Source organism: Truepera radiovictrix DSM 17093 (assembly GCF_000092425.1).
Taxonomy (GTDB): domain Bacteria; phylum Deinococcota; class Deinococci; order Deinococcales; family Trueperaceae; genus Truepera; species Truepera radiovictrix.
On sequence record NC_014221.1, the window covers coordinates 359,084 to 380,839 of the forward strand.

A 21,756-nucleotide genomic window follows, 5' to 3' on the forward strand; every position below is an offset into this window, starting at 1 on the left:
TTTACACGTTCAAGGGCTCCGCAGGTGCGAGCTTGCCGCCACGAAGCACCAGCACCTGGTGGGCCGCGCGCACGAGCGCCGGGCGGTGCGCCACCACGAGCACCAACCGCGAGCGCGCCTGTGCCTGCAGCACGCGCGCCAGCACCGCCTCGCTGGCTTCGTCGAGGTTGGCGCTCGGTTCGTCCAACACGAGCACGTCGGGGTCGCTAAGCAGCGCGCGCGCGACCGCGAGGCGCTGCCGCTGCCCCCCCGAGAGCCCCGCGCCCCCCTCGGCGAGCGGCGCGCCCAGGCCGCGCGGGCGCAGCGCGCCCGCTAGGGCGACCGCCTCTAGAACCTCCCAGAGGGCGCTCTCGGGCAGCTCGCGGCCCAGTAGGAGGTTGTCGCGCACGCTGCCGCGAAAGAGCGTCACGTGCTGCGGGACGTAGGCGAGGCGCCGGCGGAGCTCCGCTTCGGGAAACGCCCCGAGCGGCGCCCCGGCTAGGAGCACCCGCCCCGCGCTCGGCTCGAGCAGGCCCAGGGCGAGGCGCAGCAGTGTGGTCTTGCCGCTCCCGCTCTCGCCGGTTAAAGCGACGAGCGCGGGGCCGCGCAGCGTGAGGTTGAGTTCATGGAGGACGGTACGGCCCTCGGAGCGCCAGGAGACCCCGTCGAGCTGCAGCACCGGCGCGCGCGGCGGCGGGCTGCTCGCCGAGGGGGGCGGGAGCGGGGCGGGGGGGAGGGCGCGCAGCGCGTGGAGGCGCGCGGCCGCTGCGCGCGCCCCCTGCAGGAGGGCGTAGCCGCGCGGCAGGAGCTGGGCGGGGGTCGAGAGGAGCGCGAGGAGGGTGATAAAGGCCGTGACCTCGCCCAGACTCATCGCCCCCGCCCGCACGCTGCGGGTCAGCACGAAGAGCAGCAGCGCGAGCGCGGCGAACCCCAAGAGCTGCGCGAGCGGCGTCTGCAGCGCGGCCCAGAGGGCGCGTTCGGTCTGTGCCCGGGCGGCGCCGCGGTTCGCGGGGCCGAAGCGGCCCAGCAGAAAGCCGCCGAGGCCGAACGCGCGCCCCACCTCCCCCTGCGCGAGCCCCTCCTGGACGTGCGCGCTCACGGCCTCGAGGTGCGCTTGCGCGCGCGCCGTGCTCGCCTCGATGCGCCGCCCGACGACGGTGAGGGTGAGCGCCAAGGGGAGCGCCGCGCCGAGCAGAACAAGGGTCGCCTCGGGGTTGACGTAAAAGAGGTAGGCGAGCGACCCCAGGAGCGTCAGCGACTCCGCGACAAGCGTCCCCAGGCCGAACTGCACGTAGGTCTCGACCTCGCGCAGGTCGGCTAGAAGCCGCCCGGCGAGCCCGCCGCTGCTCTCGGCGCGCGTCAGCGGGCGTTTTAAGAGCGCCTCGTAGAGCCCCGCGCGCCAGCGTTCGCTGGTGCGCGCCGCGAGCGTGCCCAGCAGCGCGTCCTGCGCCCAGAGCGCGAGCGCGCCCGTCAGGAGCGCCGCGCCGCCCAGAGCGAGCACCCCGCCGAGCGCGTCAAAGTCGCCCTGAACGAACACCCGGTCGAAGAGCGGGGCGACGAGCAGCGGCGCCACGGCGACCCGCACGAGCGCGTTGAGGGTCGCCGCGAGAAAGCCGAGGAGGGCGAGCGGCGAGCGCGGCAGCAGCAGGGGGGGGAGCGTCATCGCTCGAGCACCCGCGAGACGAGCCGCGCGGCGGCGCCGGGGCGCGGCATCGTCGCCAAAAGCCGCGCGCGCCGGCGGTGTCGTTCGGCGTCGTCCCCGAGCAGCGCGAGCGCCGCCTGCGCGACGTGCTCGTGGGTGAGAACCCCTTTAAGCTCGAGCATCAGGTCTTCGCCGCTCAGGTGGTTGGGGAGCGAGACCGGCAGGTGCGGCGCGGCGAGGCGGACGGCGTGGCGCTTTAAGGCGGTGCCGACAAGGGGCACCAGCGAGAGCCAGTGGCCGGGCCCCTCGAGCGGGATGACCTCGGGTTTATTGAGCGGCAGCACGACGACCGCCGGCACCCCCGCGACGCCGAGCTCGAGGGTGTTGGTGCCGGGGAGCGTCAGGGCGAGGTCGGCGACGCGCATGTGGGCGTAGCGCGCCTCCTCGGGCACCAGCTCGACGCGCGCGCCGCCCGGGGTCAGGACGCTGTCGCCGTCGCGCCGCCCCGCGAGGCCGCCCAGGGTGTCTTTGTGCGCGCCCGCGATCCCCGCCGCCAGCGCCTCGGCGCTCAATAGGCGGCTCACCGGCCAGACGAAGCGCGCGCGCGGGAGGGCGTGGTGCAGCGCGTCGGCGACGGCGAGCATCAGGGGGATGAGGTGCACCGCGAAGGCGTCGCGGGAGCCGCAGAAGAGCAGCAAATGGGGCGATCCGGGCTCGGCGGCGGGTTCGGCGTCCTCGACGGCGTCGGCGACGAGGTTGCCGACGACCTCGAGGCGCGACGCGGGCGCCCCCAGGAGCCGCGCGCGCTGCGCCGTGCGCGGGCTGTCGACGAAGAGCGCGGTGAGGCTGGGGTGCCAGTAGGGGACGAAGGCGTAGCGAAAGGCGCGGAAGCGGAGCCGCTGCGCCAGCTTGAGGGTCAGCCCGGGGCCGCCGCCGAGCCCCAGCACGGCGCCCTCGCCCGCGCCGACCCCCGGCAGCGCCCCCCCCGCCATGAAGCGCACGAAGTCGCCCGGCGTCGTCACCGCGTCCGCCCCGAAGGTCGCGGCGATACGCGCCTCGCTGCCGCTCGCGAACTGACACGGTACGAGGCTGATCGCCGCGCGCACCGCGGGCGCTTGCCGCCGCAGCTCGCGCAGCACGGGCCGGACCCAGGTGTAGAGCTCACCGGGGCCGTTGCTGACGAGGACGAGTTGGGAGGGGGGGTGCAGTGTTGGGTGCGGTGGGGTGGGGTGTGGTGTCATAGGGTTGGTCACGGGAGCCGTGGCGAGAGCGGCCGCCCCTACAGGCTACAAGCCACGCGCCACCGGCTACAAGCGGGGCTACGAGCGGCGCACCACGAGCGGCGGGCCACGAGCCCTATGCGCCCTACACGAAGCCGCATAACCCCCGTTTGGAACGCGCCCTAAAGTCGAGCATGGTGCGCACCTCGGCGCTCTCGAGCGCGAGCGCCTCCAAAAGCGCCCAGTCGCGGCGGCGAAAGGCGCGCACGGCGCGCTCGAGCGCCCGGTAGCGCTCGCCGGTGACGCCGTGGCGCGTCAGCCCGACGCGGTTGAGCCGGTAGTGCCGCGCCGGGTTGCCGCGCGCCATGCTGTAGGGCAAGATGTCCTGGTTGGCGGCGCTGCCCGCGCCGTACATGGCGTAGGCGCCGACGCGGCAGCCCTGGTGCAAGAGGGCCGCCGAACCGAGCACCGCGAAGTCGCCGACCTCGCTGTGGCCGCCGAGCTGCACCTGGGTGGTGAGCACGCACCCCTGGCCGACTTGCACGTTGTGCGAGACGTGCGCGTAGGCCATCACCAGCGTCTTGCGGCCGACCCGCGTCGCTTGGCCCTCGCCGCTCGCGCGGTGCACGCTGGCGAACTCGCGCAGCACCACCTCGTCCTCCAAAACGGCGTAGCTCGGCTCCCCCCGAAACTTGGTGTCCATCGGTTCGCCGCCCACGGTCGCGTAGGGCCCCAAGCGGCAGCGCGCGCCGACGCGGCTGCCGCGCTGGAGCACCGTACCCGCCTCGAGCACGCTCTGCGCCCCGACCGTGACGTCCGCCTCGACGACCACGAAAGGGCCGACGCGGCACCCCGGTCCGAGGGTCGCGCCGTCGTGAACAACCGCGCTCGGGTGCACCTCGGGGGGGGCGGGTTCGGGGTTCACGGGTTTGGGGCTCACGGGTCGGCGGGGTTCACCCTAGGGCTGATCGGCGAACACGAACGACAGCTCGGCCTCGGCCGCGACCTCCTCGCCGACGAGCGCGCGCGCCGCGACGCGGCAGAGGCGGCGGCGAAAGAGGGTGATGGTGCCCGTGAGCCGCAGCACGTCGCCCGGGACGACCTTGCGTTTGAACTTGGCGTTGTCAACCCCTGCGAGGTAGCCGATGGGCGCGTCCCCGCGGGGCCGTCGGTGCCACCCCTCGCGCACCGCGAGCCCGACGCCGGCGGCCTGCGCGAGCGCCTCGAGGATCAGCACCCCCGGCATCACCGGCTCCTGCGGGAAGTGCCCCTGGAAAAAGGGCTCGCCGTGCGAGACGTTTTTGCGGCACTCGAAGGTGTCGCCCTCTTGCGAGACAAAGGCGTCGACGAACAAAAAGGGGTAGCGGTGGGGCAAGAGGGCGCGGATGTCGATGGGCGTTTCCTGGGCGTCGCTCATGCTGGTCACCTCTTTAAGCGAGCACCGGTACGGCGCCCCGTTCGTAGCGCTGCACCTTGAGCTGCTCGATGAGCTGCGTGGCGAGCTTGAGCGAGCGCAGGTCGTCATCCAGGGTGCCAATAGGCGGCGCGCTGCGGCGGATGCGGGCCAAAAAGTGCTCGAGCTCGCGCCTTAAGGGGTTGTCCTCGTGAACCACCACGCGGTCGAGGCGCACTTCGGAGCGCCCCTGCGCTTCGGCAATCGGCCGGTAGACCGAGACCTCGGTGTGCGGCTCTTTGCCGAAGTCGACGCGCAGGGTCTGCTGCGGTTCGGCCACCACGAGCGTGCGTTCGGCGTCGGGCGCCACGCGCGAGGCCAAAAAGCGCGCGATGCAGCCGTTTTGAAAGGTGATCTGCGCCGCCGCCACGTCCTCGTGCGGGTCGCCGTTTAGCACGTGCCCCGCGACGCTGACGCCCGTGATGGGGCCCGGTACAATGCCCAAGACGATATCGATGTCGTGGATCATGAGGTCTAAAATCACCCCGACGTCCTTGATGCGGGCGTTGGGTGTGAGGCGCCGCGCCTCGATGAGGTACGGGCAGGTGATGCGTTTGCCGAGGAGCTCGACCGCCTGGTAAAAGCGCGTGATGTGCCCGACCTGCAAGGTGAGCCCGAGGCGGCGGCTGAGCGCCACAAGGCGTTCGGCGTGCTGCACGTTGGTCGCGACGGGTTTTTCGACGAGCACGTGCAAGCCGGCTTTGAGCAGCGTTTCGGTCAGCGGGTAGTGGTAGCTCGTCGGGGCAGCGACGCTGACGGCGTCGAGTTGCCCCCCTAGGCGCGCGAGCATGGCGCCGACGTCGGGAAACGTCTGCACCGCAAAGCGCTGCGCCGCCTCGGCGCGCCGCTCCTCGCTCGGGTCGACGACCGCGACGAGGTCGGTGTGGGGGAGCACCGCGTACACGCCGGCGTGGTTGCGGCCCATCACGCCGAATCCGACGACGGCAACCTTAAGGCGCTTCATAGCGTCCGCGCGCCCGCCAGCGGGGCGCAGGGGGGGCGGGTTGAGGGGTCGAGAGTGTCAGCTAGAGTCAAGGCGGCTCCCCGGAGGTGACGTTGGTAGGGCGATCGTCGCGGCGCAGAGGGGCGTGGCTTACACCGGCCTCACGACGGCCTTAGGGACAGTAACATAGCCTCACGTAACAGCGCCTGCGCGAAGGCGACGTGAGCGCTGTGCGAACCCCGGATGACCTCGACGCACCCCAAAAGCGGGCGCCCCAGCAAGTAGAGGTCGCCGAGGGCGTCGAGCGCTTTATGCCGAACCGGCTCGTCGGGGAAGCGCAGCGGTGAGAGCGGCCCCTCGCTGCCGTAAACAATAGCATTTTGCAAGCTCGCTGCGGTCGCCAACCCTTGAGCGCGCAGCGCCTCAAGGTCGCTCAAAAAGCCGAAGGTGCGCGCTTCAAGGAGCTCGCCGAAGCGCTGTGGGCCGCCGCACCAGCGCTGCTTGCCGATCGCGGGGTGGGCGAAGTGGATCTCGGCGCAGAGGCGCGCCGGACCGGGGTGCACGCGCAGGGTGCTGTGGGCGTGCCTCAAGGAGAAGGCGTTCTCGACCACCAGCCCCTGGGGCGGTGGCGGTGGGGGGCCGAGGTCACCGAGGAGCTCGAGCCACGGCGCCGCCGACCCGTCTAAGATGGGCAGCTCGTCGGCGGAGACCTCGATAACGAGCCCCTCCCACCACCCGCTCGCGTAGAGCGCGGCCAGCAGGTGCTCGACCGTGGCGACGCGCCCCCCCGCGGTGCCCAGGGTCGTGCTGCGGCGGGTGTCGACGACGAAGTCGACGTGCGCCGGAATGGTCGCCCCACCGCGGCGAAAGCGCACGGGCCCCGCCTCGCGGTAGAGGCGTACCCACGAGGGGGCCCCCGTGTGGAGGCCGTGACCGCTAATCATGGCGGGTGTCCCCCGGTCGGCCGCGCCCCCGTGGCGCCCCCGCTAAGGTGCTACCGGTAGCCAGAGAGGCGCTCACCCTAGTCATCCCCCGTCCGCGCGCCGCTCACGGGACGTCCCTGCGCCCTGACGCTCGCCCAGATGGCCTCGAGCTTACCGATAAGGTAGAGCTCGCGCACCCATTTGCGCTGCGGTTTGGCGGGGTAGCCCGCCCAGGTCTCCCCGGCCGGGACGCTTTTGGTGACGCTCGAGCGCCCCCCGACGCGGGCGCCGGCGCCGAGGCGCACGTGGTCGGTCACGGCGACCGCGCCCCCCAAAAGGACGCCGCGCTCCAAAACGGTGCTGCCGCCGATTGCGCTCCCCCCCGCGATGACGCAGTCGGGGCCGATCTGCACGTTGTGGCCGATCTGGCAGAGGTTGTCGATCTTCGTGCGCGCGCCGACGCGGGTGTCGAGCAGGGTACCGCGGTCGATACAGGTGTTCGCGCCGACCTCGACGTCGTCTTCGATGACGACCCCGCCCAGGTGGTGGATCTTGACCGCCCCTTGCGGGCCGAAGGCGTAGCCGAAACCGTCGGCGCCGAGCACCGCGCCGCTATGGACGATCACCCGCGCGCCGAGCGCGGTGCCGGGGTAGAGGGTGACGTTGGCGTGCAGCACGCAGTCGGGTCCGAGCGTGACGCCCTCGCCGAGCACGCACCCCGGACCGACGCGGCTCCCCGCGCCGATCACCGCCCCCGCGCCGATCACCGCCCCCGCGCCGACGCTAACCGCTTCGCCCAGGGTGGCGTCGGGCGCGACGACCGCCCCGTCGCTCAGCTGCGGTCGGGGTGGGGGCGGGGCGAAGAGGGCGCTGAGGCGAGCGAGCGCGAGGCGCACGTCGCGCACCCAGATGATCGGGCAGGCGACGCGGGGGGCTGGGCAAAGCGCGTCGGGGAGGACGAGCGCGCCGAGCTGCGCCGCTACGGGTTGTGTGCTGAGCGCCTCTAGCGCGGCGGCGGAGGTGACCACGACGGCGCTGTCGGGGAGCGCGGCGGTAGGGTCGGCGAGGGCGGTGACGGGGCGGTCGTCGCCCTCGAGGCGCCCACCGAGCTGCGCGGCGAGCTGCGCGGCGGTGATGGGGTGCGGCCTCACGGCCGGGCCTCCGGCGGCGGGGTGAGGGGGGGATCGTCCAAGGGGGGCTCCTCGGGGGGTGGGGTGTCGTCGGCGGGGGGGAGCGGCCCCCCCCGTCTCGGGGTCGGTTTCGGTGTCGGCTGCGGGGTCGGCGGCGTCTGCCGGACCCTCGACGGTGACAGAGCGCGTCACGCTCCCCGACACGAGGTGGGGCAGCAGTTGGCGCGTGAGCAGCTGCAGCTCGCCGCCCACAAACGCTTCGACGACGAGCTCGCGGGCCTGAACGCTCCGTTCGAGCCCGGCGAGAAACTCCTCGAAAGAGAGCGGGGGGGCGCCGGCGTCGTCGGCCTCGAGGGGGGAGAGGCCGCCGCGCACGGTCAGCTCGACCTCCCCCGCGAGCGCCTCGGGGAGGGGCACGCTGAGGCGCTGCACCACGGGGTCTTGGCGAAAGGGTTGCAGCCGCACGTTGACGCCCACGCTCCCCCCCGCGGGGACGACCGCGTCTTCCAACACGACGTCGGCGATCTCGGCGACGCGCGCGTCGCGCTCCAAAGCGACGTGCAACGCGACGCGCCCCAGCCCGGGCGCCCGAAAGGGGTTCTCGGCGAGGAGCGCCAGGGGCTCGGCGGCGAGCGCCGCCGTCACCAGGGCGATGTCGGCGGGGTCGGTCGTCTGCGCCAGGAGCCGCAGCGTCCGGCCGCCGCGCAGCGCGATCTCCCAGGCGAGCTCGGCGGTGCCGCCGCGGGTCTCGGCCAAAAAGTCGTCGAGCAGCTGGAGGCTGGCGGTGGCCAGCAGGGGGGCGAAGAGCGCCTCTAACGCGGTGACCTCGAGGTGGGCTGAAGCCTGCGCTTCACCGCGCTGCAAGGTGAGCGTGACGGGGACGAACTGGGGCGCCTCGCCGAGCGTGCCGCTCAGCGCCGCGGGCCGGTCTTGCGTCACGGCGCCGAGCACCCGCCGGCCGCTGTCGGCGAGCTTAAAGGGCAGCGTGCGGTTGGGGACGACGGCGGTGACGTAGGCGGGGGCGAGCGCGAACGAGACCTCCCCCTGGTTGAGGAGCGGGTGCCCGAAAGCCCAGAAGCGCCCCCCCTCGACGAGCGTCAGGGTCCCGACGGCGGCCACGGTGAGGTCGCCGCGGACGAGCTGCACGCTCACCGCCCCGCCCGGCGCGGGTTCAAAGGCCGCGTCGGCGTCGGCGTGAGGCGGGGCGCCGGCCCGCCCCTGCACCTGGAGCCGGGTCGGCACCTGCAGGGTGGCCGGCAGCCCCTGCGCCGCCAACAGGGGCCCAAGCAGCCTCGCGGCGCGGCCCGAGAGCCCTTCGAGGAGGAGCGGCGTCCGGACCGGTGCGGCGGCGCGCGGGTCGAAGGGGGGGCCGAAGGCCGCGGGGCGCGCTTCGGGCGCTTCGGCCTGACGCATCGCCCCGATGGGCGTGACGAGGCCGAGCCCGCCGCTCCCGTCGGGAAAGGTAAAACCGATCGCGCCCAGGAGCGCGTCTTCACCCCCGTAAGGGAGGTAGACCGGGCTCCCGCTCATCCCCGCGGCGATCCCCCCGGCGCGCTCGACGAGCGGCCCCGAGGTCTCTACCAGCACGAGCGGAAAGGCCGTGCCGAGGTCGTACTGCAGGGCGATCACCTCGACCTCGAGGCGCTCTGGGCGGTTGTTCGCGCCGGTCGTCAGGGCGTAGCCGCGGGCGCCGGCCTCGAGCGCCCCGAGCGGAAACAGCGGGGTGTCGCCGGCGCGCTCCGCTGGGGGCGGAGGCGCTGCGGCTCCCTGGGCGAGCGCGGTGGGCAACAAGAGCGCACCGAGGAGGGCGAGGCGGCGTAGAGCGGGGCGCATGGGTTTAGGTGCGCGGCGCTGCCCGCAGGGGCTCGGGGCACGACAGCGCGCGCAGCGCACCCACCGCGGTGCAGTCCTCGGCGCTCGGTGCGCGCGTCACGGGGAGCCCCGTGTGGGTCTGCAGGTAGCTGTCGAGCCCGCGCAGGTAGCTCCCACCACCTGTCAGGACGAGCCCGCTACGCACGATGTCGGCGGTGAGCTCGGCGGGGGCGGTCTCTAAAAGGCGGCGCACGGCGCTCGCGAGGCGCGCGGCCCCCTCTTGCAGCGCTTCACCAACCTCGGCGCGGCTCACCGTGACCGTCTTGGGGAGGCCGCGGGCGACGTCGCGCCCCCGCACCTCGAGCGTCTCGTCGGCCGCAGCCTTCTCGGCTTCGCTGCTCACGCTCCCGATGCGGCGCTTGAGCTCCTCACCGCTGCGTTCGCCGATAAGGACCCCGTGGTGGCGCCGCACGGCGCGGACGACGGCCTCGTCAAAGGTGCCCCCCGCGACCCGCAGCGTTTCACCGACCACGACGCCGCCGAGGGCGATCACCGCGAGGTCGGTGCTGCCGCCACCGAGGTCGGCGACGAAGCACCCGGCCGCTTCGGTCACGGGGAGCCCCGCGCCGAGGGCGGCGGCGAGGGGGGGGTCGACCAGCTCGACGGCTCTGGCGCCGCCGTCTTGCACCGTGGCGAGGGCGGCGCGCGTCTGCGCCGGGGTCGCTGCGGCTGGGAGGCAGAGCGCTACGCTCGGGCCGAGCGCCCCTCGGAGGAGGCGGCGCGGCGCCGAGACGAGCCGCCGCAGCACCTCCCGCAGCACCTCCTCGAGCAGCGCCTCTTCGGTGATGAGCCCGTCTTGAAGCGGGCGTACGGGGATGACGTCGCCGGGGGCCTCGCCGAGCAGCTGCAGCGCCGCCCGCCCGACCGCGCGCGGCGTGCCCGTGGCCTTGTCGAGGGCGACGACGGTGGGTTCGCGCAGGATGACCCCGCGCCCCTTGACGCAGACCCGCACCGCCGTCGTGCCGACGTCGATCCCGACCCTTGCGCCCCTAAACACGGGCTCCCCAGGGGGGAGAGCCCCCCACAGCGCGACGTGCAACGTAGAACGCAGCCACAGTAGGGGGCAGTATACCACCGGCCCCCGAAGCCTCCGCGGTGGCCCCGGGCGACGGGGCTACCGGCTTGCCTCTACAGGTAGAGCGGGCGGAGGGCACTGGCGCCCCTCTGCGCGCAGCGCGCCAAGTAGCCGGCGTCGGGGGCGAGGTTTTCGAAGTAGGGCAGCGGGTGTGCGGCGCGGAGCGCGTCGCGGCTCGCTTTGACGATGTCGCCCGCTAGCACCGGCCCCTGCGGCGCGTAGCGGTAGACGCCGGCGTAGACGTTGCCGCGCCGCGCGTCGAGGGCGACGAGCGCTGCGGGCAGGTCGGGGCCGAGCACGCTCGCGGCCTGCGCGGCGAGGCTGGTCTCACCGCGCAGCGGCACCCCGAGCCCCCTGGCGAGCCCCTGCGCCGCCGCGACGCCGACCCGCAGCCCGGTGTACGACCCGGGGCCCACACCTACCGCGACGCCCGCAAGGTCGCGCGGCGTTCGCCCCGCCCGTTCGAAAACCTCGTCCAGCGCCCTGGGCAAACGCCGCGCGTGTTCGCGCCCGACCTCTTCGCAACAGGCGGCGACGAGGCCGCCGTGCGGCGACCAGAGGGCGAGCGCGAGAAACGCGCTCGCCGTGTCGAGGCCGAGGTAGAGCGGGGTGCCGGTGAGGTTGGTCGCTGGGTCGGTCACGGGAGCAGTCGTCGGGGGGGTGCCGAGAACGGCGTGGGAGCAGTTTACCCCGCCCACGCCAGACCCGCCAGCGGGGGTGTAAGAATCTCGTCAGGCGGCGTGCGTTACGGTGTGCGGGAAGCGCAACCGGCCACGCGCTTTTACCTTCCAAGCAGTTCTGGCCAAGCAGTTCTGGGCCCCCGAACCTCCCACCGGTCCCCGACGGTGGGAGTTCGGGGGTTACACGCGCCGCTTAGCTGGCTCCGGCCTCGAGCTCTTTGGCCTCGTCGCGCAGTTCGTCGGCCTTGTGCAAAAGCTCGTCGGCTTTCTCCTCGAGGCGTTCGCCGAGTTCGTCGGGGAGGGCTTCGGCGGCCCGCTGAAGCCGCTCCGCTTGCGCGTGGATGTGCTCGATGAGTTTGCGGATGCGTTCGACTTCGCGCCCGTACTCCTCGCGGCTCGCGCGCTCCGGGGTGGGGGGTGGCGTCTGCATCCGCCTAGTTTTTCGCCCCTCGCTGGCCGAGATTGCAGGTCAGCTTACGGTCAGCTGCACCTTGGCGACCGCCGGCAGCCCTAGAACAGGACCCGTCCCCGCTGCGTCACCGTGACGCGCCGCGCGTCGCCCGCTGCGGGCTCGAGCTGCACCACCCACGCCTCCGGTACGACCTCCACGAGCCCCGCCCCCCACTCGGCCGCGACGAGCCGCGCGCGCGCGAGGTAGTCGTCTAGACCGAGGTCGAAGAGCGTTTGGGCGGCGCTGGCGTCGCCCCCGAGCCGGTACGCGTCGAGGTGTACGAGCGGCCCCGCGGGCGTAGGGTATTCGTGGATCAGCGTGTAGGTCGGGCTGGTGATCTGCGCGGTGCTGCCGAGCGCGCGCCCGAGCTGCTGGACGAGGGTCGTTTTGCCGACCCCGAGCGGCCCGAGCAGGACGAGGAGCGTCCCGGCGGGGGCGCTCTGGGCGAGCTCGCCGGCAAAGGCGGCGGTGGCGTCGAGCGTCGGCAACAAAAGCGGCACCCATCTAGTGTGGCATAAAGACGCTCGCGGGTGCTTTGGGCACCTCGGCGACCGGCGGACGCGTTTAGGGGCCAAAGAGCGTCTGCAGGCGCCGCTGCAGCTCCGGCAAGGAGGCTTCAAGAAGCTGCCGCGCGGCGCTGCTCCACGTCGGGGCGGGGGTGGTCAGGGCGAGCGTCAACTGGGGGGTGGGGAAGCTCAGCAGCAGCGCGTGCGTCGGGGTTTCGATGGTGAGCCCCCGCGCCGCGCCCACCCCCAGTTCGGCGCCGAGCGCCGCAGCGCGGCGCCGACAGAGGCGCGCCGCGCGCTGCAGCGCCTGCAGGTCGGCTTGGAGGGTGCCCGCAGCGAGCGCGGGGGTAGGGTGTGCGGCGTCGGCGGGGGTGTCGGCGAAGAGCGCGGCGCCCGCGACGCTCGGCGCCGCGCAGCGCGCCTCGAGCCACGCCTTAAGGGGCGCTAGCGCACCCGCTTCAGGTGGGGGCGAGGCGGGGGTGCGGGGGGGGCCGAGGAGGTCGTCGAGCACGGTGCTCTGGACGAGCTGCGCCGCTACCTCACGCGTTGCGCGCGCCCCCCCTTGCAGCTCACCGAGGCGCGCTTCAACGTCGGCGATCTCGGCGGCGAGGTCGTGGCACACGTGGAGCGACCCGCGACCGGCGGCCTCGAGCTGCGCGCGCAGGCGCCGCAGGCGCCAGCGCAGCTCGAGCGCCTGCTCGTCGGAAGGCGCCCCCAACGCCTCGAGGGCTCTTTCAGCCGCCTGCAGCCGCCCCTCTAGCGTCTCACTCAGCGCGCGGCTCTCCTCCTGGGCGCGCTCGAGCGCGCTCCGGGCAGCGCTGAGGTCGGGGGGGGCGCCGTGCGCACCGAAGTGCTCGCGCGCCGCCTCGAGGGCGGTCCGCAGCGTCTGCGCCGCCTCGCCGGGCAGGTCGCGGTAGGGGGCGGCGTCGCTTTCGAGGCGGTGCAGCGCGCGCAGCGCCCGCCGGTCGCCCGCCGTGCGGGCGTAGTCGCGGACGCGTTGGATGTCGGTCGGGCTCGGCAAGGTGGTGTCGAGCACCTTGAGGGTGAGGGTGAGGTCGCGCAGCACCTCCTCGTCGGGCGCGGCTTCGGCCGTTTCGCGCGTCAAGACCTCCTCGACCTCGAGGCGAAGCGCCGTTTGCAGCGCGCTCTGGGCCGCGCTCAGCTGGGCGGGCAGCGCCTGCAGCGCCTCGCCGAGGGGTTCGCCGGCGCGGAGCTGGGCTTCGGCCGCGGCGAGGTGGCGCGCCGTCTCGGGCTCGAGCGCCAAAAGGGTCGCGAAGCGCTCCTGCAGCGCCGCGATCTCGCGCGCTTCGGCGGCGAGCTGCCGTGAGCGCCGGGCGCGCGCCGCTTCGAGGTCGGCCTCGAGCTCGCTGGCGAGCGCGTGCGCCCGCTCGAGTTCGGCGTCGGCGAGCTCGCGGCCCTCGTGGGCCCGCCGGACGAGTTTGAGCAGGGCCCTTAGCCTGCGCAGGCGCGCCTCGCCGCCCGCCTCGGTGAGCGCCGCGAGGCGCGCCTCGAGCGCCGTCAGCTCCCCCGCCTGGGCGGCGAGCCGCGCCTCGAGCTTGCGCAGGAGCTGCGCGTGCACCTCCTGCGCCTCGGCGAGGGGGGCGCTCGCGTCGCGGCCGAGGGCGTGTTCGGCGGCGATCAGCGCCAGAAGGGCGCGCAAGCGCCCGACCTCCCCCCACTCGAGCAGGAGGTGGGTGCCCTCGAGGCTGCGCGCCAAGACCTCGATGGCGCGCGCCTGCGCGCGGAGCTGGTCGGGTGGCTCGGGCGGCGTCTCGGGAGAGGGCAGCTGCGCCCGGAGGCGCCTGGCAGCCTCTTGCGCCGCTTCTGGGCCGAGGCTGAGGCGCAGGGACGGGAGGACGTGCGCTTCGATCACGGCGCCTAGGTCGTTTGGCGTAGCGCTCGCGGGGGTCAGACCACGCGCCTGGAGCCCGCTCGCCAGAAGCTGCGCCGCGCGGCGCGGGGGCAAGAGCGTCTTGAGTTCGCGCACGAGGCGGCAGTAGTCAGCGCTCAAGGTTAGAAGTCCTCATCCCAATCGAGCTCGGTGCTCGCCAAACGGGGGGGCGCGGGGGCGGGGCGCGGTGTCCCGTCAGCTGGCGCCTTAGTGCGGCGCCAGCTGACGGCGAGGCAGAGGACGGCGACCGCGACGAGGAGCACCCAGAGGCGCTGGAGGGCAGCGCTCTGCAAGGAGAGGCGCGCTAGGGGGGCCAACGCGGGCCAACCGCTTAAGGGCGCGAGCGCCGCCAGCCCCTCTAGGGAGGCGGGCAGCAGCAAAAGGGCGACGGCGAGGTGGTGCAGGGGCTGCTGGCCGGCGAGGGCGAGCGCCAGCGCCTGCACGAGCGCCACGAGGGCGAGGAGGCCGAGGAGCACCCAGAGCGCCTGCAGCGCGTGATCGCTGAAAGCGCTGGTGGGCGGGGCGGCGGGGGCTGGGGTTGGCGGTAGGGTTGCGGGGGGTGCGGGCCCCTCGTGGCGCGTGGCGGCCGCCTCTAGCTCCGGCGCCGCGGGTGCCTGGGTGGGCGCCCGTGCGGGGGGAGCTGACGCGGCGGCAAAAGCGGCGAGGCCCTCGCGGAGCGCCGCGAGCGGCTCCTCCGGTGACCCCCCCGCGACGACCTGGTCGATGGCTGCGAGCAGCGCATCGGTGGTGGCGGCGGGGAGGCGCGGCGAGCCCTGTACGAGGAGGAGTTCGCCGTAGCGCTCGGCGAGGGTGCGGTAGTCGCGGTCGCGGTCGCCCGTCGGGAGCCCCCCGAGCGCCTCCAAGCCGTGCGCGGCGAGGCGGTGCTCGAAAGCGCGCTGCGGGTCGCCGCGGTCGCCCTCGGGCGCCGCCGCTAGCCCGTGCGCGCGCTCGAGCGCCGCGAAAAGCGCCGCGGCCTCCTCGGCGCGCCCCTGCGCGGCCTCCTCGAGCGCGCGTTCGTAGAGCGCGCGCCCCAGCGCGCCGCCGAGCACGGCGCGCTGCACCGCGAAGTCGGTAGCGCTGCCGCTGGCCAGCGCCGCCTCGGCGCGCTTAGCGGTCGCCTCGAGCCCCGCGCGCAAGCTCGGTGAGAGGGTCTCGGCGAGCGCGGGGAAGGCCGCCTCGGCGCGCCGCAGGCTGCGCAGCGCGGCCTCGCCTCCTTCGCTCTCGAGGAGCGCGAGGCTCTGCGAGAGCGCCCCTTGCGCCCGTTCGTAGGCGCCGAGCAGCTCCCCCGGGGTGGCGCGCGCCAGCGCCGCGTTAAGGAGCAAGCACGCGGCGCACACGAGCGCGGCGAGTCGGCGCGTACGGGCGAGCGGAGGGGGCGCGGTAGGGGGGGAGATCATCGGACTCACGCGGGGTGCGTTGCGGTCTCGCGCTTTACGCTGTGCCCAAGGGCAAAAGCCGGAGCGCTGCGAGCACGTTTAGCATAGCGAGCCGCCCACGCGGGAGGTGTGAAATATCCCTGCGGCTCCCCGCGGGCTCCGCGCGGGAGGATGTGTTACATTTCGTCCATGGCTCACGTCCTGCTCCCCCGTTGCGGCGCGCCCCGCTCTTCGCATGTCTGCTAAACGCTCCGGCATCCTGTTCGTCATGACGGGGGCTTCTGGGGTGGGCAAGGATACCATCCGGCAGGCGGCCTTGCCCGACCTGGACAATCTCTTTTTCTCGATTTCGGCGACCACCCGCGCGCGCCGCCCGGGCGAGGTGCACGGCAAGCAGTACTTTTTTTACGACAAAGCGGCCTTCGAGGCGCTGCTGCGCGAGGACGCGCTTTTGGAGTACGCCGAGTACGTCGGCGACTACTACGGCACGCCGGCGGCGCCCGTGCACGAGGCGCTCGCGAGCGGCCAGGACGTGCTCTTAGAGCTCGAGCTGGTCGGTGCGCGCGAGGTCAAAAGGCGGCTGCCCGAGGCGATCATGATCTTTATCGCCCCGCCCAGTTTGAGCGAGCTCGAACGCCGCCTGCGGGGCCGCGGCACCGACTCCGAGTCGCGCATCCAGAAGCGCCTCGCGCGCGCGCGCGAGGAGATCCGCGCCGTCAAGGAGTTCGACTACGTGGTCGTCAACGACACCTTGAGCACCGCCGTGCGCGACTTTTGCAGCATCATCCACGCCGAGCGCGCCCGCACCAAACACTTGAGCGCGCGCGACATCGCCAACTTTTTGCGCGAGCTCTAAACGACCGCGGCCGTGGGCGCTCACGCGGTTGCGGGGCGACCCGCTGCCCGCGCGCCGCTTCGAGGCCCCGCGCGGCGCTAGGTGACGCGCAGGGGGGCGGCTTCTCAGTAAGCTGACTAAGATGGAGGACTATGGCACAAGAAGGCTTTGACACCCTGATGGCGCTGACCGACTCGCGCTACACCCTTTCGATGATCGTCGCGCGGCGCGCCGCGCAGCTTAAACTCGGTCTCCCCAGCGTGCTCCCCAAAGAGGAGCTGCCGGTAACGCGCAACACCGTCACCATCGCTATGAAAGAGCTCGAGCGGGGGGCGGCGCTGCGGTGGGGGCGGGACCTGCCGAGCACCGAGGAGCTGCGCGCGCTCGTCGAGCGCGAGCGGCGCGAGGAGTCGCCCGCCTACAGCGTCTCGCGGCGTCCGGCCGCCGAAGACGACCTGTAACGGCGACCTTGATCGGTGGCGCTCGGCAGTGGCGAGGCCTGTAGGAGCGCCCTCAGGAGGGGGGCGGTGAGGCTGCTCGTCGCCGCTTCGGGGGGGGTGGCGGCGATCAAGACCCCTTCGCTGCTGCGCCGTCTGCGGGAGGCAGGGCACGAGGTGCGCGCGGTCGCCACCGACGACGCGCTGCAGTTTGTCACCAAGCTCTCCCTGGCGGTGGCGGCGGGCGGGGAGGTCTTCGACCGCGCGGCGTGGTTTGCGCCGGACGGCCGCGCCCGTCACCTCGAGCTCGCGCGTTGGGCGGACGCGCTGCTCGTGGCGCCGGCGACCGCCGACGCGCTCGCGAGCGCCGCGACGGGGCGCGCTGACGACGTGGTCTCGGCGCTCGTCTTGGGCGGGGTGCGCCGGGTGTTCTGGGTCCCCGCGATGAACACCGCCATGTGGACGCACCCCTTGGTGCAGGCCAACGTGCGGACGTTGCAGGCGTTGGGTCACCGCTTTTTGGGGCCGGACGAGGGGCCGCTCGCGGCGCAGGGGGAGGGTTCGGGGGTCGGGCGCATGCTCGAGCCCGAAGCGGTCGTCGCGGCGCTCGGCTTTCCCGGCGACCTCGCGGGGCGGCGCGTGCTCGTCTCGGCCGGTCCGACGCGCGAGTACCTCGACCCGGTGCGCTTTCTCTCAAACCCGTCGAGCGGCCGGATGGGGTACGCGGTCGCCGAGGCGGCCCGCGACCGCGGCGCCGAGGTGGTGCTCGTCAGCGGGCCGACCGCGCTCCCCGCACCCGCGGGGGTGCACTTCGAGGCGGTCGAGACCGCCGAAGAGATGTTGGGGGCGCTGCTCAAGCACTTCGCCTGGTCGGAGCTGCTCGTGATGAGCGCCGCGGTTGCCGACTGGCGGGCTGCGCACCCTAAAGGGGAGAAGGAGGCCAAGTCGGGCGAGCGGCAGACGCTCGAGCTCGTGCGCACCCCCGACATCTTGGAGACGCTCGCCGCGCGGCGGCGCAACCAGGTGCTGGTCGGGTTCGCCATGGAGACGCACGCGGGGGTCGCGCGCGCGGCCGACAAGGCGCGCCGCAAAGGGCTCGCTTTTATCTGCCTCAACTACCCGACCCGCGAGGGGACGGCCTTCGGCGGCTCTGAGAACGAGGTGACGCTCGTGACCCAAGCGGGTGACGCCGAGCCGCTCCCGCGCATGCCTAAACGCGAGCTCGCCGACCGTATCTTAGACCGCGCCAAACCCCTCCTGCCGCCCCCCACACCGTAGGGCGGGCGGCGCGAACGTCGGTGTCGCCCCGCGCCCGCCGATACCTGCTATAATGAATAAATATGCCGAGTAAAGAGTATAGACAACGGCTCATCGAAGAGCTTGTCGAAACCGAGTTTATCTCCACGCAGTCGGAGCTGGCTGAACACCTCGCGGCGCGCGGCGTCAAGGTCACGCAAGCGACCATCAGCCGCGACGTCAACGAGCTGCGGCTCGTGCGCTTGCCCGCCGGCAACGGGCAGCACCGCTACCGCTCGACCCCGCTGGCCGCGCAGGAGGACGTGCTGGGCGAACTCAAGCAGCGCTTCCGCCTCTTCGTACGCGACCTTAAGCGCGGGGAGAACATCATCGTCATCAACACCGACGAGGGGCACGCGGTCGGGATCGCCTACGTCATCGACAAACTCGACCGCGACGAGATCATCGGTTCGCTCGCGGGGCAAAACACCATCATGGTGGTCACGCGCAGCAGCGGCGAGGCGGAGAAGGTGCTGCACGAGCTAGAGGCGCTCTTGGAGTAGCGCCGCCCGGAGCCCGCGTTCCGGCGCCGCGCCGCTGAAAGGTGATCCCGATCAACACCCCCTACCGCTACTTTCGCTGCTGGCTGCTCCTGGGCGCGCTGCTGGCGCTTTCGCTAGCGCACGCGCAGCCGCGCCTGGCGGTCTTCCCCTTCGCCGCGACCGACGCCCGCCTCGGGGTCGCCGTGGCCGACCGCGTTGCCCAGGGGGTCGCCGCGCCGAAGATCGCGCCCGAGCTGGCGCTTACCCTGGTACCGCCCTATATCGTCCAAGAGGGGCGGTTCTTAAGCCCGCTGACGCTCCTGGGGGGGACGGAGAGCCGCCACGCGGCGCGGGTGTTGCAGGGCGCGCTCGGCGTCGAGGTCGCGGTCACGGGTGCGGTGCGCCTCGCCGCCGACGGGCTCGAGCTCACCCTGCACGTCGCCCGCGACGACGGGGCGCGTTCGTTTCGCTTCCGCGCGCCCGAGTCGGCGCCCGGGCGTCTGGTCGCGGCGGCGCGCGCGGCGATTTGGGCCACGACCGACCTGCCGCCGCGCCGCGCCCCGGCGCACATCGACCTCGCCTCGCCTTACGGCGACTTCGTGCGGGGGCTCGTGCTGCTCGGCCAGGGCCGCGCCGCCGAGGCGGCCGAGCTGCTCGAGCGCGCGGCGCGCGCCCCGGGGGCCGAAGCGCGCTTTGAAAACCGGCGGCGCGCGCTCCGGGCGGCTCTCGCCGGCGACCCCGCGAGCCCACCTTTGCTGCGCGCGGCGCTCGCTCTGGGGGCGCAACCGCTCGACGTCGGGGGGGCGCGGCGCGCCTTTGCGGACGCCGAGCGCCACGCGGCGCTCCCGCTCGCGCAGCTCTGGCGGGCGCTGCTCGCCGTGCAGGCGGGGGAGGGCGCCCCTGAACTTGAGGCGCTCGCGCGGGGTTGGGCGAGCTACCCCTTCGGGGCGGTGCAGGCGGCGCTCGAGGCGGCGGTGCGCGAGGGGTCGCTAAGCGCTGCGGCGCGCGCCGAGCTCGCCGCGACGGAGGCGAGCGCCGCGCTGCTCGGCGGGGTGCTGCTCGCGCAGGTGCTCGCCGACCCGGCGCTCGAGGCGGCGCTCGCTTCCCGCTTGGGCCGCCGCCTACCCACCTTCGCCTACCCCTTCGAGCGCGTGTCGCAGCTCGCGCTGGCGGCGGACGACCCGCTCGCGGCGGCGCAGGCGCTGCGCACCGCGACCCGCCTCGAGCCCGCGGGTCCGCAGAGCGACCTCTACTGGACGAACCTCGGGTGGGCGTACTATCTGCTCGGCGTCCTCGGTGAGAGCGAGGCGGCCTCGAGGCGGGCGCTCGAGCTAAACCCCGGCGCGACGGTCGCGCGCTACAACCTCGCGCTCGTGCAGACCATTTCGGGGCGTTTGGGGGAGGCGCTCGCGAGCTACGAAGCGGCCACCGAGCGCGACCTCGCCGCGACGGGGACGGTCGACGCGGCGGCCATCGAGGACCTACGGGCGGCGCGCGCGCGCTTTCCGCAGGTCGCGGGGATCGACTACGCGCTCGCCACCCTGTTGGAGGCGAGCGGCGAGGACGCGGCCGCGGCGCGCGCGCTCGGCCGGTTCGTGGCGCGCGCGGGGCCGCGCGACGCCCCCTTCGTAGCGGCCGCCGAAGCGCGGCGGGCGGCGCTACGCGCCCCCGCCCCGCCGCTCGAGCTGAGCCCCCCGACGGTCGGTCTGGGTCCCGAGCGGCTCGCCGTGGCGCGCTTTCTCCCCGGTGACCGCGTGCAGCTGCTTACGGAGCTCTCGACCCCCGGCGCGCAGCTGCCGCGGCGCGTGACGCTAGAGCTCGCCCTGCGCGCGCCGAGCGGCGAGGTGCTCGTGAGAGAGCGGCGCACCGAGCGCCTCGCGCTCCCCCCGCAGAGCGTCGCGGTGGTGCTCGAAGACCTCGCGCTGACGCTGCCCGCCGGGCTTAGCCCGGGGCCCTACACGCTCCTCGTGCGGGCGCGCGAGGGCGGGCAAGCGGCGGCTCAGGTGACGCTCGAGGTCGGCGAGGGTCGCGCGTCGCTCGCGCGCCAGCTGGTCGCCAGCGGCGTCGTGCTCCGCGACCTCCGCACCCAGCGTCCGCTCTACGCCGCCGGACCCGCCATCACCCCTGACGACCCCGAGGTGGCCGACGCGCGGCTCTTAAACCGCCTGCTGGCGGAGCTGGCGCGCAGCGCGGCGGTGGCTGAGGCGCTGCCCGACGTCACCCAGGGGCGCTTCGTGGGGCTCGCGGGGGCGGAGGTCTTCGCGGCGAGCGGCGCGGACGACGTGCGCGACTTTCTGACCTTTCTGCTCCTCAGCGGTGAGGCGGTCGACGCGCCGTTCGCCGAGCTGTACGCGCGTTGGGCGGTGGCGGGGGCGCCGCGCGCGCCGTTAGCGAGCCCCTAGGGCGTCAACACCAAGTTGTCGCGGTGGATGACCTCGTCGTAGTCCTTGTAGCCGAGCACGCCGACGATCTCGCGGGTGTGCCGCCCGCGGATGGCGGCGAGCGCGTGGCTCGAGTAGTTGCAGAGCCCCTGTCCGACGCGCACCCCGCCGTGGGTGACGGCGACGGCGTCGCCGAAGGCGAAGTCGCCCGCGACCGCGGTGACGCCCCTGGGCAGAAGGCTGCGGCCGGCGCGCAGGGCGGCCAGGGCGCCCGCATCGATCTCGAGGGCGCCGCGCGTCGGCTGCCGGGCGAGCCAGCTTTTGCGCGCCGCGATGGGCGCTTGGGCGAGCAGCCGCGTCCCCCAGAGCTCGCCCTCGGCGAGCGCCTCGAGCGCCGCCCCGCCGCCGCCTATGATGAGCGTCTCCGTCCCCGCCCCCGTCGCGAGCGCGGCCGCGCGCAGCTTCGTCACCATCCCGCCGGTGCCGCGCTTTGTCCCCTCGCTCCCCGCGAGGTGCATCACCGCCCCGACGTCTTCGACGGTGTCTAGGCGTTTGGCGTCCGGGTGGGTGCGGGGGTCGGCGTCGTAGAGGCCGGGGACGTCGGTGAGGATCACCAGCACGTCCGCCCCGACGAGGTGGGCGACCCAAGCCGAGAGGGTGTCGTTATCGCCGAAGCGGAGCTCGGAGGTCGCGACCGAGTCGTTTTCGTTGATGACCGGCAGCGCCCCCAGTTTGAGGGAGGCGAGCAGGGTGTTTTTGGCGTTGACGTAGCGCTCGCGGTCCTGGATGTCGGCGGCCGTGAGGAGCAGCTGCGCGACGGGTTGGGGGGCAAAGGCCCGCGCCCACTCGAGCATGAGGAGCGTCTGCCCGACCGCCGCCGCCGCCTGTTTGTCGGGGACCGTCAGGGGCAGCGAGAGCCTAAGCTGCTCGCGCCCAGCGGCGCCCGCCCCGGAGGAGACCAGTACGACCTTGCCGCGGGTGGCGCGCTGAAGCCGCTCGACGCCGCGCGCGAGCGCCCACAACAGAGGGGGGTAGATGCGCCCGCGTTCGTCGGTGAGGCTGCTCGTACCAACTTTGATGACGATGCGTCGCCACGCCGGCGTCGCGCCGCCAGCGCGCTCGGCGCTTGTCACAGCGTCTGTCACGAGGCCATTGTGCCACAGCGGGTGTCACGCGGCGACACC

General features: G+C 73.6%; 19 protein-coding genes. 5 read left to right on the forward strand and 14 right to left on the reverse strand.

The genetic code is table 11. From position 1 onward, the window contains the following. Position 1 precedes the first annotated feature (1 nt). The 13 genes from TRAD_RS01585 to TRAD_RS01645 form a co-directional block, all read right to left on the reverse strand. Complete coding sequence (locus tag TRAD_RS01585) at positions 2 to 1,642, reverse strand: ABC transporter transmembrane domain-containing protein (protein ID WP_013176829.1); 1,641 nt, start codon at positions 1,640 to 1,642, stop codon at positions 2 to 4. Further along, positions 1,639 to 2,862: a glycosyltransferase family protein gene (locus TRAD_RS01590; RefSeq protein WP_013176830.1), complete on the reverse strand. Its 1,224-nt coding sequence runs from the start codon at positions 2,860 to 2,862 to the stop codon at positions 1,639 to 1,641. The genes TRAD_RS01585 and TRAD_RS01590 overlap by 4 nt, the downstream gene beginning before the upstream one ends. Positions 2,863 to 2,986: 124 nt before the next feature. Further along, positions 2,987 to 3,781: an acyl-ACP--UDP-N-acetylglucosamine O-acyltransferase gene (lpxA, locus tag TRAD_RS01595; protein WP_049772909.1), complete on the reverse strand. Its 795-nt coding sequence runs from the start codon at positions 3,779 to 3,781 to the stop codon at positions 2,987 to 2,989. An 18-nt stretch (positions 3,782 to 3,799) separates the two neighbouring features. Next, a complete protein-coding gene (gene fabZ / locus TRAD_RS01600; protein ID WP_013176832.1) occupies positions 3,800 to 4,258 on the reverse strand; it encodes a 3-hydroxyacyl-ACP dehydratase FabZ in 459 nt (152 codons plus the stop codon). Positions 4,259 to 4,271: 13 nt separating this feature from the next. Further along, complete coding sequence (locus TRAD_RS01605; RefSeq protein ID WP_013176833.1) at positions 4,272 to 5,258, reverse strand: Gfo/Idh/MocA family oxidoreductase; 987 nt, start codon at positions 5,256 to 5,258, stop codon at positions 4,272 to 4,274. A gap of 140 nt (positions 5,259 to 5,398) precedes the next feature. Beyond that, positions 5,399 to 6,181, reverse strand: coding sequence for a UDP-3-O-acyl-N-acetylglucosamine deacetylase (locus TRAD_RS01610; protein ID WP_013176834.1), 783 nt, complete (start codon positions 6,179 to 6,181; stop codon positions 5,399 to 5,401). Positions 6,182 to 6,258: 77 nt separating this feature from the next. Next, positions 6,259 to 9,123, reverse strand: a complete 2,865-nt coding sequence (lpxD, locus tag TRAD_RS14965; protein ID WP_013176835.1) for a UDP-3-O-(3-hydroxymyristoyl)glucosamine N-acyltransferase — start codon at positions 9,121 to 9,123, stop codon at positions 6,259 to 6,261. A gap of 4 nt (positions 9,124 to 9,127) precedes the next feature. Continuing rightward, positions 9,128 to 10,159, reverse strand: a complete 1,032-nt coding sequence (gene mreB, locus TRAD_RS01620; protein WP_041947421.1) for a rod shape-determining protein — start codon at positions 10,157 to 10,159, stop codon at positions 9,128 to 9,130. Between the two features lie 131 nt (positions 10,160 to 10,290). Further along, entirely contained in the window at positions 10,291 to 10,878 is a 588-nt protein-coding gene (gene tsaB, locus TRAD_RS01625; protein ID WP_013176837.1) for a tRNA (adenosine(37)-N6)-threonylcarbamoyltransferase complex dimerization subunit type 1 TsaB, read from the reverse strand. A 232-nt stretch (positions 10,879 to 11,110) separates the two neighbouring features. Next, positions 11,111 to 11,347 (reverse strand): hypothetical protein, encoded by a 237-nt coding sequence (locus TRAD_RS01630; RefSeq protein WP_013176838.1) that lies wholly within the window; start codon positions 11,345 to 11,347, stop codon positions 11,111 to 11,113. Positions 11,348 to 11,427: 80 nt separating this feature from the next. Then, positions 11,428 to 11,868, reverse strand: coding sequence for a tRNA (adenosine(37)-N6)-threonylcarbamoyltransferase complex ATPase subunit type 1 TsaE (tsaE, locus tag TRAD_RS01635; protein WP_013176839.1), 441 nt, complete (start codon positions 11,866 to 11,868; stop codon positions 11,428 to 11,430). Between the two features lie 64 nt (positions 11,869 to 11,932). Continuing rightward, positions 11,933 to 13,885 (reverse strand): coiled-coil domain-containing protein, encoded by a 1,953-nt coding sequence (locus TRAD_RS01640; RefSeq protein WP_013176840.1) that lies wholly within the window; start codon positions 13,883 to 13,885, stop codon positions 11,933 to 11,935. Positions 13,886 to 13,887: 2 nt separating this feature from the next. Further along, positions 13,888 to 15,162 (reverse strand): hypothetical protein, encoded by a 1,275-nt coding sequence (locus TRAD_RS01645; RefSeq protein ID WP_013176841.1) that lies wholly within the window; start codon positions 15,160 to 15,162, stop codon positions 13,888 to 13,890. A gap of 214 nt (positions 15,163 to 15,376) precedes the next feature. Here TRAD_RS01645 and gmk point away from each other — a divergent pair, with 214 nt between their 5' ends. From gmk to TRAD_RS01670, 5 genes are all read left to right on the forward strand, one after another. Then, positions 15,377 to 15,997 carry a guanylate kinase gene (gmk, locus tag TRAD_RS01650; protein WP_013176842.1) on the forward strand — a complete coding sequence of 207 codons (621 nt, stop codon included), beginning with the start codon at positions 15,377 to 15,379 and terminating at the stop codon, positions 15,995 to 15,997. A 131-nt stretch (positions 15,998 to 16,128) separates the two neighbouring features. Continuing rightward, positions 16,129 to 16,437, forward strand: coding sequence for a DNA-directed RNA polymerase subunit omega (locus TRAD_RS01655; RefSeq protein ID WP_013176843.1), 309 nt, complete (start codon positions 16,129 to 16,131; stop codon positions 16,435 to 16,437). A 66-nt stretch (positions 16,438 to 16,503) separates the two neighbouring features. Beyond that, positions 16,504 to 17,691 (forward strand): bifunctional phosphopantothenoylcysteine decarboxylase/phosphopantothenate--cysteine ligase CoaBC, encoded by a 1,188-nt coding sequence (coaBC, locus tag TRAD_RS01660; protein WP_013176844.1) that lies wholly within the window; start codon positions 16,504 to 16,506, stop codon positions 17,689 to 17,691. Between the two features lie 62 nt (positions 17,692 to 17,753). Further along, positions 17,754 to 18,212, forward strand: coding sequence for an arginine repressor (gene argR, locus TRAD_RS01665; RefSeq protein WP_013176845.1), 459 nt, complete (start codon positions 17,754 to 17,756; stop codon positions 18,210 to 18,212). 41 nt (positions 18,213 to 18,253) lie between these two features. Continuing rightward, positions 18,254 to 20,593, forward strand: a complete 2,340-nt coding sequence (locus TRAD_RS01670) for a hypothetical protein (protein ID WP_013176846.1) — start codon at positions 18,254 to 18,256, stop codon at positions 20,591 to 20,593. Here the strand turns inward: TRAD_RS01670 and proB are convergent. Next, on the reverse strand, positions 20,590 to 21,717 hold the full coding sequence (gene proB / locus TRAD_RS01675) for a glutamate 5-kinase (RefSeq protein ID WP_221401634.1): 1,128 nt from the start codon (positions 21,715 to 21,717) through the stop codon (positions 20,590 to 20,592). The genes TRAD_RS01670 and proB overlap by 4 nt on opposite strands. Between the last annotated feature and the right edge of the window lie 39 nt (positions 21,718 to 21,756).

Excerpts from the sequence above, each read along its gene's own strand:
- TRAD_RS01585 (WP_013176829.1), bottom strand. The coding sequence starts at position 1,642 with ATGACGCTCCCCCCCCTGCTGCTGCCGCGCTCGCCGCTCGCCCTCCTC.
- TRAD_RS01590 (WP_013176830.1), bottom strand. The coding sequence starts at position 2,862 with ATGACACCACACCCCACCCCACCGCACCCAACACTGCACCCCCCCTCC.
- fabZ (WP_013176832.1), bottom strand. The coding sequence starts at position 4,258 with ATGAGCGACGCCCAGGAAACGCCCATCGACATCCGCGCCCTCTTGCCC.
- TRAD_RS01605 (WP_013176833.1), bottom strand. The coding sequence starts at position 5,258 with ATGAAGCGCCTTAAGGTTGCCGTCGTCGGATTCGGCGTGATGGGCCGC.
- TRAD_RS01610 (WP_013176834.1), bottom strand. The coding sequence starts at position 6,181 with ATGATTAGCGGTCACGGCCTCCACACGGGGGCCCCCTCGTGGGTACGC.
- lpxD (WP_013176835.1), bottom strand. The coding sequence starts at position 9,123 with ATGCGCCCCGCTCTACGCCGCCTCGCCCTCCTCGGTGCGCTCTTGTTG.
- TRAD_RS01630 (WP_013176838.1), bottom strand. The coding sequence starts at position 11,347 with ATGCAGACGCCACCCCCCACCCCGGAGCGCGCGAGCCGCGAGGAGTAC.
- TRAD_RS01645 (WP_013176841.1), bottom strand. The coding sequence starts at position 15,162 with ATGATCTCCCCCCCTACCGCGCCCCCTCCGCTCGCCCGTACGCGCCGA.
- gmk (WP_013176842.1), top strand. The coding sequence starts at position 15,377 with ATGTCTGCTAAACGCTCCGGCATCCTGTTCGTCATGACGGGGGCTTCT.
- TRAD_RS01655 (WP_013176843.1), top strand. The coding sequence starts at position 16,129 with ATGGCACAAGAAGGCTTTGACACCCTGATGGCGCTGACCGACTCGCGC.
- argR (WP_013176845.1), top strand. The coding sequence starts at position 17,754 with ATGCCGAGTAAAGAGTATAGACAACGGCTCATCGAAGAGCTTGTCGAA.